This is a genomic window from Spirosoma endbachense (genome assembly GCF_010233585.1).
Lineage (GTDB): Bacteria > Bacteroidota > Bacteroidia > Cytophagales > Spirosomataceae > Spirosoma > Spirosoma endbachense.
Map to the genome: position 1 here is coordinate 2,373,257 of NZ_CP045997.1, position 16,162 is coordinate 2,389,418.

The window sequence follows — 16,162 nt, forward strand, 5'->3', positions numbered from 1 at the left end:
TAAAAAAGAGGGACGCTGAAAGCATCCCTCCCATTGTCAACATGTTTTAATACCCAGGATTCTGGGCCATCCCGGTTGGATTCAGTTTGTATTCATTGAACGGAATCGGATAATAATAATCTTTCGGACCAAAGTTGGTTAGCTGAGCTGCTCCAAAATCGGCCTGGGATTTGGCACGGAAATACGTTACCAGTTCATCGGGGGCAAAGAACCGAAGTAAGTCGAACCAGCGCTGGTTTTCGAAGGCCAGTTCAACGCGACGTTCGTGCAGAATAGCAAGTTTGAGCGTTGGGTATTTCGCACTATAGGCCGCATTGCTTTTCGCAACGGCATAAAGCGGCAGCTTTGCCCGGTCGCGTACCTGATCAAGCAAACTAATAGCCGTAGCCTCGTCACCGAGATACAGATTCACCTCGGCCAGCATCAGAATCACGTCAGCGTAGCGAATCAGCAGCCAGTCGTTTCCGCCGTAGCCACTCGTGCCAGCCGTTGAACTCGCATCCCGGAACTTGGTGATGAAATAGTCTTTCACCACAGCGGCATTCGCGTATTTGATCGAAAAATCTTTCCGCAAATCCCCTTCTTCATAATCTTTTACCAGATCGGGCGTCACGTTACCGCCAACGCCCGTTGCGGTTTTCAGTGAGTTGATCGTTTCGCCCTGCGCCTGATTGTTTGCTGCGATGCTCGACGAATAGTTAATGTCGCCCTGCTTATAGACAATCTGAAAAATCGCTTCGGGATTGGCCGTCTTTTTGCTCACATCGAACACGTCGGCATATGGAATTTCTTTCAGCAGTCCGAACGTACGCTTGCTGTAGGCATTGGTCAAATAGGTCTTGGCCTGATTGAGGTTAGCTGCCCGATTAGCCTGATCGAGCGTCGTTGCCATGGTCAGGTATACCTGTCCTAACAGCGCATTACCGGCCACTTTCGAAACGCGTCCCTTATCGGCCGATGTCCGAACGTCGGGTAGCGAACTATTGATCACGTCTGTCAGATCGGCTACAATCTGAGCGTAGACCTTTTCTTTTTTCTCGCGAAAGGTATTCGTCATCACATCGTCGGTAGTGGTGAGTGGCTTTGTGACAAGCGGTACATCACCCCATTTCCGTACCAGATGGAAATAAATCAGGGCCCGAATAAATTTGGCTTCGGCCTGATACTGGACTTTCGTATCCGCTTTGGCGTAGGTCACGGTTTCGGAGCCAGCCAGCACATAGTTGGCGCGGGTAATGGTCTGATACAACGACGTCCAGTGCGTTTGCAGGTAGGAATTGCTCGGTAAAATCGCGAATGCGTTAAACTGAAACGGCTCTCCGGCGTTTGACTGATTGTCGTTCCGCCCGGTGTTGTCGGAGCGTTCTTCCGAATAAAGCCCACTTCCTTCGGCAATGCCACTATTGTCGCGCAGGGCATTATATACGCCGTTTAGTGCCAACAGTACGTCATTCTCGGTTTTGTAATAATCCGCCGTTGCAATGGCATTGGGGTTGGTTTCAACCAGAAAATCCTGACTGCACGATCCTAGCAAAAACAGCGTCAGCAGGGGTATGTATCGAAGTGATGATCTAAAGTTCATGATTATGTTGGCCAGTGAACCGTGTCAGATGAACACTGGATAGAGATCCTCATTATTCATCTGACAAAGCCCGGTATTGATTACTTAAAAAGTGATTTTTGCACCGATGTTGTAGCCACGTGCCAGCGGATATTTCCCATAATCGACACCAGGAGCCAGGTTAGCGCCATTGTTGTAGTCTACTTCAGGGTTATATCCTTTGTATTTGGTGATCGTGAAGGCATTATTGACGTTAACATACAGGCGCAGACCGCTTACCTGCGCTTTGCTGATGAGTGCAGCAGGCAGGTTATAGCCCAGTGTGATGTTTGCGCAACGGAAGTAGGAGCCATTTTGCAGATAGAAAGTCGAAAGACGGGTGCTATTGCTCTGTGTACCGCCCCGCGATGCCCGGAAAATCTGGCCATTGCCCGGCTGATCTTCTGACCGATAGCGATCAGCCACAACCGAGTACTGGTTACCTGAGCCTTCCATATTGAAAAGGTAATAATCCTGCCCGTCGAGCACCTGGCTACCATATATACCGTTAAATGAAGCATTCGCATCGAATGCTTTGTAGGTGGCCGTTACCGAAAAACCATAGGTGAACTTTGGATACGGTGACCCAATCACCTGCTTATCAGCATCATTCACAACACCATCGCCGTTTACATCCTGAAAAATCAGGTCGCCGGGCCGAAGCGGGTTGGTCGATGCCGTTGAGCGAGCGGGCCCTTTCAGAACATAACCCGCCGGGAACGACTGGGTGGCCGAGTTATACACCGCATTGTCGGCGGCAATATTATCCATGTCTTTTTGCCGCACCATTCCAATAGCCTTAAATCCATAGAACATGCCCACCGGCTGGCCTTCCTGCGTAATGTGCGTGATGTACGAACGCTCGGCACCTGCCGACAGGATCGTATTGGCCCCACCCATGTTCAGGACTTTATTGCGGTTGAAGGAGATGTTACCACTCAGATTCAGTTTAAAATCCTGGGTCGAAACAGCCCGACCATCGATCTGTAACTCAACGCCCTGGTTGCGAATTTTAGAATCCCGCAGGTTTGTCAGGATACTTGTCGTACCCGAAATAGCCGAAATCGGTTGATTAAACAACAGGTTATACGAGTCACTTAGATAACCATTGGCAATCAGTAATAACCGGTTATTGAACAGACCGACATCCAGACCAAGATTATACTGCGATGTCGACTCCCAGCCAAGTTTCTGGTCTTTGATGGCTCCTGAATAGAAAGCCGTCTGTATCGTTCCAGATCCAAATACGGCTCCGGTAGGGCTATTCATCGTTTGCAGGTAATTGTAGTTACCCACATTATAATTTCCGGTGAGCCCCCAGCTTCCCCGAAGTTTGAGCGTCGAGGCTGCGCCCAGCCAGTCTGTATAAAATGGTTCGTTCGAGATAGTCCAGCCTCCCGCTATCGACGGGAAATTACCCCAGCGATTGAGCGGCCCAAAACGCGACGATCCATCGGTACGGAACGCGGCCGTCAGGAAATACCGGCTGTCGTAGTTATACTCGGCCCTTGCCAGATAGGAAAGCAGCGTTTCTTCCTGTTTGCCGGTTCCAGTAAATCCAATGCTACTTGTTGATAGTGAAGATGTTGTATTTGGAACCCCACTACCCGGCGCGGGAGGCAGGTTCAGGAAAAAGTTCGTTGGATCGGCTCCCTTAGCTGTAATTTCCTGAATGGCGTCGTTCTGAAACCCTTGCGCCGACACACTGATCTGGTCGAGGTTTGTTTTCTGAGCCGTATATCCAACCAGACCGTTCAGGCTGTGTTTGCCCCACTGTTTTGCGTAGGTCGCCGTAAATTCAGCCAATACATTCTGAGTCGTAAGCTGTAGTGCAGAGGCCGTTGCAGCCGCAATGGCCTGGGGCGAATAGGGTGGATTATTCCCGTTGCTTAGGCTGGTTGGCAAATAGTAGCTATACTTTTCGTTATAGGTTTGTAGACCGAGGCTGGCTTTGGCAACCAGGCCCGGAATGATCTCATAGCTGGCCGAACCGTTGTATGTACCGCGTAGACCTTTACGCGTAATGTTGGTTTCCATCGCCATCGCAACCGGATTTTCGATCGTCTGATACCCATAAACAGGTTGCTGGGAGGCCATTTCATTTTTCACCAGATTGCCTTTGTCATCGTAAGCCCTGAAAATTGGAGCATAAATCAAGGCACCCAGAATTGGCCCCTGGTTGAAGCGCCCCTCCTGCACTTCGCGGTTGCTGGTCGATGTAACAAACACGCTGGCCCCCACTTTGAATTTCTTGCTGATATCGCCATCGATGTTCGCCCGGAAATTGACCCGTTCCTGCTTGGTATTGACAATGATACCCTGTTGATTCTGATACCCACCGCTCAACAGATAGCGAACCCCATTGTTACCACCCGAGAAGGTGAGGTTATGACGGCTAACGGGAGCATTCCGGTAGAGCTCATTCTGCCAATCCGTATTGTATTTTGGAGTAATGAGTTTCTGACTGGCGAAATCATAAATATCGGTCGGGATACTGACGGAGCTGGCATTCCCGACCTTAGCGATGCGGGTGGCATTGTCGTCGGAGAACATCGCGTCGGTCCAGGGCTTACCACTGTTCTGGACCAGATCGCGGTAGGTGTTGTTCCGGCCATCAATCATCACCTGAGCAAAGCCACTGGCATCCAGCAGATCTACTTTCTTAGCCAGTTGGTTGATGCCATACTGATATTCATAATCGAACTTCCCTTTGCCGTCTTTACCGCGTTTGGTCGTAATGATAACAACCCCACCCGACGCCCGTGACCCGTAGATAGCCGCCGAAGCCGCATCTTTCAGAATATCGATACTTTCGATGTCGTTCGGGTTGATAAACACGTCGTTACCGGCCGGAAATCCATCAATGACGTAGAGCGGATCCGAGCTGGCGTTGATCGACCCGATACCACGCACCCGAATTTTGGTCGAATTATACGGAGCACCGCCTACCTGCGACACCTGGACACCAGCCAGCTTACCCACCAGCGCCTGTCCGAGCGTTGGGGCAGCAATGTTTAACTCTCTGGCTTTTACGTTCGAAATGGCCCCCGTAACATCACTCTTCCGCAACGTCTGATACCCCACCGCCACGACTTCGCTCAACTGGTTTACGTCTTCTTTCAGTGTTATGGTCAGTGTTAATTGCGAACCAACGACAATTTCCTGCGTGGCAAAACCGACTGACGAAAAGACCAGTGTTGACCCTGCATTCACATCGATAGTAAACCGTCCCGCAGCGTCCGTAACGGTACCTTTGCGTGTTTGCTTTTCAACAATATTGACACCCGGAATTGGCTGATTTTGTTCGTCCGTTACAATCCCCGTCAGTTTGACTAACCGGCTGGTCTGGCCCGACATGAGCGAGGCATTAGCCGCCCAAACCGGTCGATAGACGAGTGGACTAAGCAGTAGCAGCAGGCACAAGAGTCCTCTGCTCAACTGAATTGAGTAGTGATTCATATCAAGTTGTATGTTGGAATTAGATTTTGGTAAGCTCGCCTGGAAACCTCACCAGCTGAGGTTCATAAAATGCACATTATTGCTGCGGGATGACGTAACAGCAATCCCCGTCCTGAGATCGTTCAGGAGCGTAAAGCCTTCTAATTCATCGGCTTTATCCACGTCAATTACCTTGATAACCTGTTCTTGTCCAGACTCAATGGATTTTTTCAAATCCACGAACGTAAATCGCCAGCGACGTCCTTCAATCTGATTCTGAATCAGCACGAGTACCCCTTTCGATGGAATCCAGTGCAGGTTTTGCACCCAGGGTGAGCAGGTAAATTTTTTCACAACCACACCTGGCTCGCTGGTTTTTTTGGCTTTTGCCAGCAAGACAGGATCGTAGAGCCGGACTTCATTGCGTTTGTCGCCATAGTCGGCAGTAGCCACGTACCACTTTTTCTGGTACTGGACATATTCGGGCCGGGTGCCCTGAATACAGGCATCATCTTCAATTGTACTCAGCAAATTACCATCGAGCGTTCCGGTACGGAGCAGTCCCGCCCAGTTCACCAAATAGATCACTGCCCGCCATTGGGTACCTTCGGGGTTCAATCGTATACTATTGCCGATGAAGGTTGGGCCGGTTTTATTGTACGCTATTCCGGTCGGGTGATTGATAACATCCTTTCCCTCTACCGTTAATTTAACTTCCTGACCTGCATAGGTCAGCGCATCTTTGCCAACTGCATAGGTACGAATCACACCCACTTCACGATCGCCGTAGAGGTAGGCCTTGCCCGACTGGTAACTCACTCCCTGACAGGCACCCAGCGAATCGATTGTTGTTGATTGAGAGAGGATAACATTAACATCAAATCCTGAAAAGGAAAGTATGCCAACGAAACAGGCTACGAGGCATAGTAGCATCTTCATAAGCATTGGATTAAGCGCCCGTGAGATCGGCACCATTTAGGGATAATCGCCTGAATTTCAACCAAAACCAAGGCAACTGACAGAACGATCTTCATAGGCTATTTTCGAAGCACAAAGGAAGCGCTTAAACATTACCCGTATTTTAATCTACTGTTTTCAAGCTGTTATTATTCAGCATTTTTTTTGTCAAAAAATTAACACAGATCGTTTGTTTTCGTGATACGGTCTTCGGACCGTGTGAACCGTGTGCGCTTAATACACCGTCGATCCTCTTATAATGAGCTGCGTTTCCAGCACAATTGTTCGCGGAGGGATAGTATTGTCCTTATCCGTTATTTGCTCCATCAATAAGGCAGCGGCCTGCTGGCCAATTTCACTAACAGGCTGAGAAACAGTTGTTATCCCCGGCTCGACCAACGCAGAAATCGGATCGTTGCTGAATCCAACAATGGCAATATCGTCGGGAATGCGCAGCCCCCGGCTTTTGATCACCTTGAGTGCTTCGATTGCGGTGGGGTCATTGATCGTAAACAACGCGTCGGGTGGCTGAGGCAGATTCAGTAGGTGATTCACGTAGATATTGGCCTTCTCCAGCGTTAGGTCATACGAAATGACCAGTTCAGGTTCTTCGGCAATGCCATAATGCCGCAACGCATCCCGGTAACCATTGAGCCGATTACGGCTATTGGGCAGGCTGTCTGGCCCGGCCAGGTGGGCAATACGCCGTCGGCCGGTCTGGATCAGGTGCTCAACAGCCCGAAAAGCCCCGTCGTAATCATTGACCGTAACTTTCGACACATTCATGTCTTCGCAGACCCGATTGAAAAACACGACCGGAACACCCTTCCGCTGAAAGATGCGGAAGTGGTCAAAATTGCGGGTTTCTTTTGTGTGCGACACGATCAACCCATCTACACGGCTGGCCAGCAGTGCTTTAGCATTCTCAACCTCTGTTTCATACGATTCATTGGAGTGACAGATTACGACATTGTAGCCAGCTTCGGCCAGCACTTCCTGCGCTCCAATAATCACTTTTGGAAAGAAAAAGCTGATGAATTCAGGCACCATAATACCAATGGTCCGGGTCTGATTGGTCAGGAGTGAGATGGCTAACTGATTCCGTTGATAATCCAGTTGTTCGGCCAGTTCCAGCACCCGCTGCCGAGTTTTTGCACTTACATTAGGATGTGCCGTTAAGGCTCGGGATACCGTCGATTTTGATATACCCAGTTGACGGGCAATGTCGATAATAGTGGGCAGGTGCTGTTGCATAAAATTGTACTTTTCCGAATTAACTATATTAGAAATCTAAAACCAGCACTTAAAGGTCATTTTTTTCTGGGAACATTCCCAATTTAAATTGGGAATGTTCCCAGAAAAATAAGTAAAGTTTTCCTTGACAAAAGGCAGTTCTGAAGAGAAATTCAAACAAACAGCGCTGGAATAGGCAACTTCCGTGTGATTTGGGTCTTTTTTAATACTTACGACCACAGAAGAAAGGACCAGACGCCAGGACCAAAAAATTTAATTATTCCTATAACTAACCTCATGAAAAAACGAATACGACTCCTCTTCTGTCTGGGACTAACGGTTCTTGCAGCGGCATCGGGTGTGCTGGCTCAGGGCCTTACTGTCAGTGGGCGTGTAACAGGACCAGACGGCAATGCGTTGCCAGGTGTCAGTGTCATTCTGAAGAATACCCAACGCGGTACGACCACGAATGCAGAAGGCCGGTATTCTTTCCCCAACGTATCGACCGAAAACGGAGCGGCAGTACTTACATTTTCCTTCATCGGCTATGTCTCGCAGGATGTTACGGTAGGGAATCGCTCAACGATCGACCTGACACTTCAGTCCGACGACCGGTCGCTGAACGAAGTTGTGGTCGTGGGTTATGGTACGCAACGAAAAATAGAAACGACGGGCGCTATTGCGTCGGTAAAAGCCGCTGATCTGGTGCAAACGCCAGTTGCCAACGTGGCTCAGGGGCTCCAGTCGCGGGTTGCCGGGGTTCAGGTGAATCAGAACACGGGCGCTCCCGGCGGAAACGTCAGTGTACGGATTCGGGGAACAAACTCGATTAACGGGAGTTCCGAACCGTTGTATGTCGTGGATGGTATCCAGATTTCGAACAGTGGCGGCATTAACGATGTCAGTCCGCTTTCGACCATCAATCCGAACGATATTGAGTCGGTCGAAATTCTGAAGGATGCCTCTGCTTCTGCCATTTACGGGTCACGGGCCGCCAACGGCGTTGTGCTCATTACAACCAAGCGCGGTAAAACCGGCGCTACCCGCGTAACGCTCGACAGCTATTATGGGGTGCAGAAAGTAAATAAAACCTTACCGGTTCTGAATGCAGCTCAATTTGCGCAATTGGAAAACGAGGTTTTCAAAAACAATTTCTACCCCAATCCTTCATCGTTGGGTGAAGGCACTAACTGGCAAAATCTCATTTTCCGTGAGGCACCCATCCAAAATCACCAGTTGTCGATCAACGGCGGAAACGAAAAAACCCAGCTAGCACTTTCAGCTAGTTACTTCAATCAAGACGGTATCATCATTAACTCGGCCTTCAAACGGTATTCATATCGGCTGAATGTTGACCACAGAGTAAGTGAACGGCTAAAAGTAGGAACCAGTATCTTAGGCAGTTATGCTATTAACTCCGGTATCACGACCGGTTCTGAAACAATCGGTGACGCGGGTGTTGTCACGGCTTCCATCCTCGGCGCGGCCATCGGTGCACCACCAACGCTGGTGCCTTACCGTGCTGATGGTACGATCTTTCCATTTGGCGAGCAGGCTGGCGGTCAGTATCGGGAAGTTACCAATCCGCTCAACTTCGCCAGTGTTCTGAACCGGAACGCCATCAAACGGACCCTCATCAACCTCTATGCTGATTTCACCATTCTGAAGGGTCTAACGTATCGGGCATCGTTCAATACGGATCTGCAAAGTAGTTTGCGCGATGGGTATTCGCCCCGTTCGATTGTTAACAAAGCGGATTTGAATGATAATTCGGGATCAGGGTTTAAGGTGAATAACAACGGGCTGGCTTTGCTGCACGAAAGCATCCTGACCTACAGCACCCTGTTTGCTCAGCATCATTCGTTTAAAGCGACGGCAGTAGTAGCTTCCCAATCGGAGGACAATAATTCCAATCAAATTAACGCCACTGGCTTCCCGAACGATGCCACCCAGAACGAAGCCCTGCAACTGGCGTTAACCCGAACGATTACCAGCAGCCGGTCTCGTACCCGACTGGACTCGTATCTGGCCCGTATCAATTATGGCTACAAAGACAAGTATTTTCTGGACTTGACCGCCCGAGTCGATGGGTCCAGCAGATTCGGAGCAAACAACAAATACGGTTTATTTCCGGCTATTTCCGGAGCCTGGCGGATTATTGAGGAGCCGTTTGCCAAGAACATTTCCTGGCTTTCAGATTTGAAACTGCGTGCCAGCTACGGTATTACCGGAAATGCCGGTGGCCTAAATCCATATCAATCTCTGGCGACGGTTTCGGCTTCAGGCAGCGATTACAACATTAACCACACGTTTGCAACAGGCATCAACCCATCGGGTATCGCCAACCCCGATTTACGCTGGGAAAAGTCTACTCAGGCAGATATTGGTCTTGACATTAGCCTACTCAATAACCGCATCAGCGTCATTGTCGATGCGTATCAGAAGACCACGAAAGACTTATTGTATGTGAAAGGCCTGCCGTTAAGCTCTGGCTACGGCACGATCACCGGTAATTTTGCTTCGCTGGAAAACAAGGGACTGGAATTCGCCGTAAATGCCCGGATTCTGGATGGCCCGCTGAAATGGAATGTTTCTGGCAACATGACCATGAACCGCAATAAGGTGCTGGATCTGGACGGCGGCACAACGCAGGAGCGATTTATTACGGCCTATTCGGTATTGAAAGTTGGCCAGCCACTGGGCGTTTTCAAAACCTATGTTTTCGACGGAATCAATCAAACCGGCGAGGCCATTCTCCCTGGTTATGACGGTCGTTTAGGTGGTCTGAAAGTGAAGGACATCAACGGCGACGGCACTATTTCGGCTGCGGACCAGGTGATTACCGGAAATCCGAACCCGAAATTCATTTACGGTTTTTCTACCAATCTATCGTTCAAAGGCTTTGATCTGAATATGTTTCTGTCGGGGTCACAGGGAAATGACATTTACAACGCGAGCCGTCTTTCGTTCGAAATGCCACTGGGTCAACGGAATCAGTTGGCAGGGCTTGCCAATCGCTGGTCGGCTACCAACCCAAGCAATCAGTATGTGAGTGGTTTTCAGGCAGGTCGCCTGCCCGTAACCAGTCAGGTGGTTGAAGATGGTTCGTATCTGCGTTGCAAGAATCTGACGTTGGGTTATACGCTGCCGCGCATCAAAGGACTCCAGCAAATTCGGGTGTATGTGAGCACCAACAACCTCTTCACGATCACTAAATACAGTGGTTTTGATCCGGAAGTTAACACGTATGCGGGTTCAAATACCGCCATTGGTATCGACAATCTGGTGTATCCACAAGCCAAATCATTTCTGGGCGGTCTTCAGGTAACGTTTTAATCAATGAGCGAAAGAGTGAATGAGTGAACGTGCAAATAAATCGCATTCATACAATTCACAACTGTTGTAATCCTTCACCCTTTCGCCCATTCACTCTTTCGCTCTTTAAGCAAATGAAAAAGATACTTATTCCTATATTAGTTGCCTTCAGCCTGGCGTCCTGCCAACTGGACGAAACCATTTATTCGTCCATCTATACCGAAGCGTTCTACAAAACCGCAGCCGATGCGGAGAAAGGGCTCATAGCGGCTTACGATCCGTTTGCGGATATGTACAGTGGTCCCGCCGGAACATTGATCGCCGATTTTAGCGATGACCAGACCTACCCACGGGGGGTTGTGGGCCGTAATACACTGACACTTTTCACCTACGACGTTAACTACACGACGCAGAAAAGTAATTCCCGGCTCAATGAAGCACCCCAGCAAATCTGGACATCGGGTTACGACGGCATTGAAAAAGCGAACTGGATCATTGCCAAGGTCCCGGCGGCCGTCATGGACGAAACCCGCAAAAAACAGATCATCGGTGAGGCTTACTACCTGAGGGCGTTCTACCTCTGGATGTTAACCAAAAACTTCGGGGATGTACCCATCAAAACGACACCCAGCTATTCGGAAGCGGATGCCGTTATTGGAAAAAGCCCTAAAGCCGATGTGTACAAACAGATTTATGCCGACTTAGACCTGGCCTTTGCAGCTGGTTTGCCCTCGTATCCGGCGGTTGATAAAGGCCGTCCATCTAAGGAAGTGGTGAATGCGCTTTACGCAAAAGCGGCTTTGTATAACGAAGAGTGGCAAAAAGCGCTCGAAAAAGCACAGGCGGTGATCGCATCGGGAAAATACGCCCTGATGCCGGATGTCCGCAATGTGTATAAATACGATCAGGAAGATGCGGCTCGCATCGAGAATATGTGGGCGTATGAAGTTGATCCGATTTCGCCGGGTCGGTCGCACCAGTTAACGGGTTTGTGTGGCCCGCCTGCCAGTGCCGGGCCGGAATACGGCAAAACAACGTTCGGGTCGATGTTCGCCTATCAGGCTTTCTACAATTCGTTCAACCCGCAGGATAAACGCCGGCTTTTGCTCGACACGACCTATGTGGATAAAAACGGCAAAACCCTTCCGCAAAAAAGCATTACGCCTATTACAGCCGATGGCGTATTGATCAAGAAATACCAGGACCCTGTTTCAACGATTGGTTTGATTCCGAACATTCCCATTTTCCGACTGGCCGATATGTACCTGATTGCTGCCGAAGCAGAAGCCCGCCTGAACGGTGCAACACCAACGGCATACGGTTATATCAACACTGTGCGGAAACGGGCCGGATTGCCTGATCTGCAAACGGGTTTGAGCAAAGATGCGTTTGTTGATGCGGTTATTCAGGAACGTGCCTGGGAATTCTTCGCGGAGGGCGATCGCTGGTATGACCTCACCCGTACCGGCAAATACCTGACCGTGATTCCCAAAGCGGTCAATAGTGTTTACCCAACTCGTACCGTACAGGCGAAAAACAAATACTTCCCAATTCCGCAGGACGAGCTGAATGCCAATTCAAAATTGCAGCAAAACCCGGACTGGAAGTAAACGAATAGCCTAAACCTATAAGGTCTTTGAGACCTTATAGGTTTCTACACAGGTTTCAAATCAATAATGGAAATGGTACCCTCAACGGCTTTTATACTAATTCTGCTGATGCTTTCCGGCTTTTCGGAACGACCAGCGACTTTTGCCCAAAAGCCAGCCAAAATACGTGAGTTTACCATCACCGAAAACGACACGACTTCCTATACGCTGAAACTGGCTTTCGATGAGTCAGATCAACCGTCGTACTTCTTTCGCAATGTATTTACACCGGTTTGTCTGACGGGCGAATGCAAACCAGTGTATATCAATTTCTACTGGGATTTATTGGGCAATTACACCCGGTATGATTTTCCGCCGGGACAAGTACTGACCAAGATGGATCACCGGGAATTCAAGCAGGAAGATTACGACAAGTTACAGGACATCCTGAACAACCCGAACTCACTCCTGAAAGATGTAGCGATGGAGGATCTGGTTGGAAAAGGGACCGAGAATCTGGCCGATTCTGTAGACGCCAAAGCGGGCGCTACGCTGAAAACGGTAAAAAATGAAGTAATCGACGGCGCGGTCTACACCTGTTATACGCTCTGGCACATTGTTCACGGAAAGGTGGTCGACGAAATGCAGAAGATCACAGAGACCTACAGTAATGAGTCGTTGCTACATCGTTTTCTGGCCAGCAGCAATCACTATTACCAATACTGGGCCATGGAAAAAGTCGTCGATAAAGACGGGACTATCATCGCGTCGTTCAGCCCTGATATGCTGAGCATTATTCGAGGGAAAAATATTTTTACCGCCCGTTCTGCGCTGCAAAAGCTCGGTAATCAATTTTTCATGGAAAATGCCCGGCAACTCTGGCTGTGGGAAACATACCGGTCGGCGGGCTACCCGCTACAAATTGCAATCTTAAAAAAACTGGCCAGAATTCCCTTCCAGAATTCGCTGGCCGAAGCAACCGCCAGCGAGATGGTCAACGCCAACCGCGAACAGTTTACGATGATGCTCAATTTGCTGGCTGCCCAACCAAAGCTATCGGACAAAGCCCTGCAAACAATGGCTCGTCATCTGGATAATACCAATCAGGACTACACGGCTGAAATATACCGGGTTCTGACCGCTTTCCACCCTCGAACTCATGATGTTGTGGCGAAGATGAATGCGTTTAAAACAAGAGCTACTCAAAAATGAAAACAACCCTTCAGTTTCTGTTATGCCTGCTGCTCGCTCTGCCCCTATCGGCGCAGAATCATGTCTTTCTGGAAACCGAATCGTTTCAGGATAAAGGTGGTTGGGTAATCGACCAGCAATCGTTTGTCGTGATGGGCTCCTCTTACCTGATGGCACACGGCATGGGTCGGTCGGTAAAGGATGCCACCACCACCGTTACCTTTCCGCAAAAGGGTAAATATCAGTTGTGGGTACGTACTAAAGACTGGGCACCTTTTCCGAAAGGACCCGGTAAATTTCAGGTTGTCGTTGATGGCCAGCCGATAAAAACCATCTTTGGTGAAAGCGGTTCCGACGAATGGAAATGGTATAATGGCGGAGAAGTCGACGTAAAAACTGATCAGCTTAAACTGGCTTTACACGATCTGACCGGTTTTAACGGGCGGTGCGACGCCATTCTGTTTACCAATGCACCCAAATTCACACCACCCGATAAGCCCGAAGCACTGACCGCTTTCCGGAATAAGCTGCTGAACTTGACGGATAAACCTACCGAAGCCGGAAGCTTCGATCTGGTTGTTGTGGGTGGCGGAGTTGCCGGAACCTGTGCCGCCATTTCGGCTTCACGAATGGGGCTGAAAGTAGCGCTGATTCAGGATCGGCCCGTTTTGGGTGGGAACAATAGTTCCGAAATTCGGGTACACCTGATGGGCGATGTCGACAAAAACCATTACCCCAAGTTGGGGCGCATTGTTCGGGAAATGGACAATGGTGATCCTGGTAACGGAAACGCCGATGCCAAGGAGTATGGCGATGCCCGGAAATTTTCCATCGTCAAAGCCGAAAAGAACATTTCACTTTTCCTGAATACCCACGTCTATAAAGTCGAGAAGAAAGGTAATGCCATTGCTGCCGTAATTGGGCGGGACATTGCCACCAATCAGGAAGTGCGTTTTACGGGTGCTTTATTTTCTGACTGCACCGGCGATGGTACATTAGGGCATCTGGCCGGAGCCGACTACCGGTTTGGCCGGGAGAGCAAAACCGATACTGGCGAATCGCTGGCAGCCGATAAAGCCGACGATTTTACCCTCGGCACATCAAATCTGTGGGCGTCGCTGGAGCGCGATACGGTTTCATCATTCCCTGAAACGCCCTGGGCCATTCCTTTTTCGGATGAATACCACATCGACGAGGCCAAGGCCGACTGGCAATGGGAAACGGGTTTTGGCAACTTTAACACCATCACTGACGCTGAAAAAATCCGCGACCATAATCTGCGGGCCATCTACGGGAACTGGTCGTATCTGAAACACAACAAACAGGCAAAATATGGCAAACGCGAACTCGCCTGGGTGGCTTATATCGGCGGCAAGCGCGAATCCAGAAGGCTCATGGGCGATCATGTCCTGAACCAAATGGACATTCAGGAAGGGAAACAATACCCGGACGGAACGGTAACGGCCACCTGGACCATCGACCTTCATTTTCCGGATGCCAAGAACAGCAAATATTTTGAGGGACAGGAATTTTTTGCCGGAACCAAGCATATTAAAGTGGCGCCTTATACCATTCCGTATCGGTGTCTGTATTCCCGCAACATTCCCAATCTATTCATGGCAGGGCGTAATATCAGCACAACCCACGTAGCCTTTGGCAGCACACGGGTTATGCGTACCTGCGGCATGATGGGCGAAGTGGTTGGCTTTGCAGCTTATCTGGGCAAAAAATACAATACGTCACCGCGTGGAGTTTATCAGGAACACCTGCCGGAATTAATGGCAATTATTAAAGATGAACCAACGGCGGCCAAACCTTAACCGGATTCCTTGGGTATTCCTGCTCCTGCTCTCTTTTTCGGGGAGAGCAGGAGCGGTAGTAATAGAGTACCCAATGGTCAGTCTGGAAGGAGAAACGCAGGGCACAACCTACCACATCAAATACCGGGACGAACAGCAGCGTAATCTCAAAAAAGAAATTGATTCTGTTCTGGTAACAATTGACAACTGCCTATCCACCTATGTGGCCGATTCCGAGATTTCGCAGTTTAATCGCTCGGAGACGGCGCATCGGTTTCGATTGCCCTATTTCTACCCGGTCCTCAAAAAATCGGAAGAGGTGTTCCGCGAAACGAATGGAGCTTTCGACCCAACGGTGATGCCGCTGGTCGAAGCCTACGGATTTGGGCCTAAAAAAGTACGATCAACAGGACCAGTCAATGTTGATTCATTGTTACAGTTAGTTGGTTTTCGCAACGTCGTGTTTGATGCTGTGTCTATCCGAAAAGTAAAGAAAAACATACGGTTGGACTTTAATGGAATTGCTCAGGGCTATAGCGTCGATGTCATTGCTGAGTTTCTGGAAAGCAAAGGGATTAACCGGTATATGGTAGAAATTGGCGGGGAGATCCGGACGAAAGGACCGAAAGGTGATGGTCAGTCGTGGACAATCGGCATCGAGAATCCACTCCAGCCCGGAAAAATGCAAACGACCATGAAGCTGGTCAACCGGGCTATGACAACCGCCGGAAACTACCGGAACCACTACCAATCGAACGGCCAGACGTTTAGCCACATCATCAATCCGAAAACGGGTTCGATGGAGCAAAGTTCGGTGTTGAGCGTAACTGTATTTGCGCCGGATGCCATAACCGCCGATGGCTACGACACCGCGTTTTTTGTGATGGGCCTGGAAGCAACGAAGCGTTTTTTAGCCAGGAGGCCTGATTTGGATGTGTATATCCTCTATACCGGCGAGGATGGTCAACTGAAGGCGTTTGCCAGCGAAGGATTGAAAAACTTGTGAAGAATCAATTGATACTCAACCAGACTACAAGCAG

9 protein-coding genes are annotated in these 16,162 nt (G+C 49.5%); 5 read left to right on the forward strand and 4 right to left on the reverse strand.

Annotated features, from left to right (window positions below; all coding sequences use genetic code 11):
* Positions 1-46 precede the first annotated feature (46 nt).
* The 4 genes from GJR95_RS09295 to GJR95_RS09310 form a co-directional block, all read right to left on the reverse strand.
* Positions 47-1,582, reverse strand: a complete 1,536-nt coding sequence (locus GJR95_RS09295; protein ID WP_162385603.1) for a RagB/SusD family nutrient uptake outer membrane protein — start codon at positions 1,580-1,582, stop codon at positions 47-49.
* A gap of 84 nt (positions 1,583-1,666) precedes the next feature.
* Complete coding sequence (locus tag GJR95_RS09300; protein WP_162385604.1) at positions 1,667-5,059, reverse strand: SusC/RagA family TonB-linked outer membrane protein; 3,393 nt, start codon at positions 5,057-5,059, stop codon at positions 1,667-1,669.
* Between the two features lie 48 nt (positions 5,060-5,107).
* Positions 5,108-5,977, reverse strand: a complete 870-nt coding sequence (locus GJR95_RS09305; protein ID WP_162385605.1) for a hypothetical protein — start codon at positions 5,975-5,977, stop codon at positions 5,108-5,110.
* Positions 5,978-6,229: 252 nt separating this feature from the next.
* Positions 6,230-7,249 (reverse strand): LacI family DNA-binding transcriptional regulator, encoded by a 1,020-nt coding sequence (locus GJR95_RS09310; RefSeq protein ID WP_162385606.1) that lies wholly within the window; start codon positions 7,247-7,249, stop codon positions 6,230-6,232.
* Between the two features lie 276 nt (positions 7,250-7,525).
* Between GJR95_RS09310 and GJR95_RS09315 the strand changes: the two genes are divergently transcribed.
* The 5 genes from GJR95_RS09315 to GJR95_RS09335 all read left to right on the forward strand — a co-directional run bounded on the left by GJR95_RS09315 (position 7,526) and on the right by GJR95_RS09335 (position 16,128).
* The gene (locus GJR95_RS09315; protein WP_162385607.1) at positions 7,526-10,564 is read left to right on the forward strand and encodes a SusC/RagA family TonB-linked outer membrane protein; all 3,039 of its coding nucleotides are present in this window, start codon (positions 7,526-7,528) and stop codon (positions 10,562-10,564) included.
* Positions 10,565-10,677: 113 nt separating this feature from the next.
* The gene (locus tag GJR95_RS09320; RefSeq protein WP_162385608.1) at positions 10,678-12,153 is read left to right on the forward strand and encodes a RagB/SusD family nutrient uptake outer membrane protein; all 1,476 of its coding nucleotides are present in this window, start codon (positions 10,678-10,680) and stop codon (positions 12,151-12,153) included.
* A gap of 72 nt (positions 12,154-12,225) precedes the next feature.
* The gene (locus GJR95_RS09325) at positions 12,226-13,344 is read left to right on the forward strand and encodes a hypothetical protein (protein ID WP_232541132.1); all 1,119 of its coding nucleotides are present in this window, start codon (positions 12,226-12,228) and stop codon (positions 13,342-13,344) included.
* On the forward strand, positions 13,341-15,143 hold the full coding sequence (locus GJR95_RS09330) for an FAD-dependent oxidoreductase (protein ID WP_162385610.1): 1,803 nt from the start codon (positions 13,341-13,343) through the stop codon (positions 15,141-15,143). The genes GJR95_RS09325 and GJR95_RS09330 overlap by 4 nt, the downstream gene beginning before the upstream one ends.
* Positions 15,118-16,128, forward strand: a complete 1,011-nt coding sequence (locus tag GJR95_RS09335; RefSeq protein ID WP_162385611.1) for an FAD:protein FMN transferase — start codon at positions 15,118-15,120, stop codon at positions 16,126-16,128. The genes GJR95_RS09330 and GJR95_RS09335 overlap by 26 nt, the downstream gene beginning before the upstream one ends.
* The last annotated feature ends 34 nt before the right edge of the window (positions 16,129-16,162 follow it).